The sequence below is a fragment of the Inquilinus sp. genome (assembly GCF_057815775.1).
Window position 1 is genome coordinate 1 of the sequence record NZ_JBYRFX010000979.1, and the last position, 2,101, is coordinate 2,101.

At 70.1% G+C, this 2,101-nt stretch carries 3 protein-coding genes; 1 reads left to right on the plus strand and 2 read right to left on the minus strand.

Going from position 1 to position 2,101, the window contains the following annotated elements:
* The coding region (locus AC3XYG_RS35060; protein WP_489144523.1) for a hypothetical protein at positions 1-707 on the minus strand (707 nt) is incomplete at its 3' end.
* 227 nt (positions 708-934) lie between these two features.
* Complete coding sequence (locus AC3XYG_RS35065; RefSeq protein WP_489144524.1) at positions 935-1,633, minus strand: alpha/beta fold hydrolase; 699 nt, start codon at positions 1,631-1,633, stop codon at positions 935-937.
* Positions 1,634-1,900: 267 nt separating this feature from the next.
* On the opposite strand from AC3XYG_RS35065, the gene AC3XYG_RS35070 reads away from it, so the two are divergent.
* Positions 1,901-2,101, plus strand: a 201-nt coding sequence (locus AC3XYG_RS35070) for a VOC family protein (RefSeq protein ID WP_489144525.1), incomplete at its 3' end; no start/stop codon positions are given.

Below are 2,101 nucleotides of genomic sequence, written 5' to 3' on the forward strand. Positions count from 1 at the left end.
CCGGCCTGCGAGGCCTGCGGGGCCTGCGAGGCCCGCGGGGCCGGCCAGGCTTGCGGCCAGCGGATGGGGTCCGGGGGCAGGCCGAGGTCGCGGTAGATCCGGGCGATGACCTCGCCGGGGTGGCAGCGGTCGAGCGAGAAGCCGAAATCCGCGAGTTCCGTCAGGCTTTCCCGGTCCGGGCGGTCCGGCGCATCGGCCGGGTCCGGCCCGTCATAGAGATCGTCCAACAGATCTTCATCATCGTCGAGATCGTCGAACAGATCCTCTTCGTCATCGAGATCGTCGTCGAGCGCATGCGCGAACGACCGGGCGATCGCCGCCGTGGCACGCTGCTCCGCCTCGGCGGAGGATCGCGTGCGGTCCGGCATGGCGGGTGCGGGCGGTGAGGCCGTGCCGTTCAGGAGAGCCTCGCGGGCCTGCCGCACCCGGCCGAACATCGCCATGGTCAGGCGCACGGCGCGCGAGATGCGCATGATGGCCAGCCCGACCTCGCGGTCGGCCTTGACCCGTGCCGGGGATCCCGGGAGCAGGACTGCGGCGGTGGCCCTGTATCCCTGGCTCATCTCTTCGGCGATGGCGTTGCCGATCCGGGCCAGATCCCCCAGCACCTCCAGCTCCAGCGCCGCCCAATCCCGCTCATGCGTCTCGCCGCCGGGGCTGGTGGCGCCGGCGGGGGTGGTCGGGGGATCGAGCAGGGCGTGTGTCATGAAGACAGCATGACCCCGATGGGTGGATGGATTCAATGAACAAATAGTGAACAAGAGGCGACGTGCGTTTGCGTTGCCTCTCCCGCCTGGCGGGAGAGGTCGGAAATCCGCTTGGGGATTTCCGGGTGTGGGTTGGCCCCGCCTCGACGAAGAACCCTCACCCGGAGCCGCTTTGCGTCTCCGACCTCTCCCGCAAGCGGGAGAGGCAATACACGGATCCCCCGCCCCTATCCCCGCTGCAGCAGCACGGCGGCCAATTCCTCCGGCGCGTCGAGCATCACATCGTGGCCGCAGGCGATGTCGTGGCGCCACCAGCCGCGGCTTTCGGCGGCGGCGGCGAAGGGGCCGAACGGGCCGTGGAAGCCGGTGGCCAGGATATAGCCGATCTCGGCGATGCCGTCGCAGGCGCCGGTCAGCCGGGCCGGCGTGGTGAAGGTCGCCAGCGGCTGCGGCGTGCATTGCCGGTCGACCCAGGCGGCATCCGCGTCATTGACCGCGAAGACCGCGGCCGGGATCGGCGACACCTTCCAGCCCTCGCCGTCGCGCGCCGCCTGTTCGCGGTCCGCCGCGCCGCCTTGGGGCAGATAGTCATGCACCGTCTTGCCGTCTTCGGGGACGAAGGCGTCGAGATAGACCAGCGAGCGGATGCGGTCCGCCATCCGGTCGGCGGCATGGCGCACGACCGCGCCGCCATAGGAATGCCCGACCAGGACGATGTCGCGCAGATCCTCCCAGGCCAGCAGGTTGGTCACGTCGGCGACATGCGTCTCCAGATCTATGTCGCGGCTGAGCAGGTGCGAGCGTTCGCCCAGGCCAGTCAGGGTCGGGGTGAAGACCTCGTGGCCCTGGGCGGCCAGCAGGCGGCGCAGGCGGGCCCAGCACCAGCTGCCGTGCCAGGCACCGTGGACGAGGACGAATCGGGTCATGGGGTGGACTCCACTGCGGGTTCGGCCGGGAAGGCGCTGGTCGCGCTGCGACCAGTGGGGCCGAACGGGCCGGCGCCGCCAAGCCTGTTTTTGCAGACTGGACCGTCCCGGCTCGGCGAAACCCAGCCGCCATATGCCGGGTCACAAAGCCGCAGGAATTTTCCGCTAGGATTGTCGGAACGGCGCCGTCGCGTCCGTCCTTGGGACGGACGCCGGCAGGTGCCGGCGGTTCGCAACCCATCGCACACCCCAACGGGAGACGCCGAGATGACCGATTCAGCCGACCAGACCACCAAGCCGCAGACCCTCGGCGGCGTGGTCGTCTATCTCCAGGTGGACGGCGCCGCCAAGGCCTCGGCCTTCTACCAGCGCGCCTTCGCCGGCCAGGAGGTGGCCGCCGTGCCGCCGGACGAGCAGGGGCGGACCATGCACATCCACCTGCACATCAACGGCAGCTCGGTGATGCTG

Coding starts and splice junctions, on each gene's coding strand:
- AC3XYG_RS35065 (WP_489144524.1), bottom strand. CDS start 1,633: ATGACCCGATTCGTCCTCGTCCACGGTGCCTGGCACGGCAGCTGGTGC.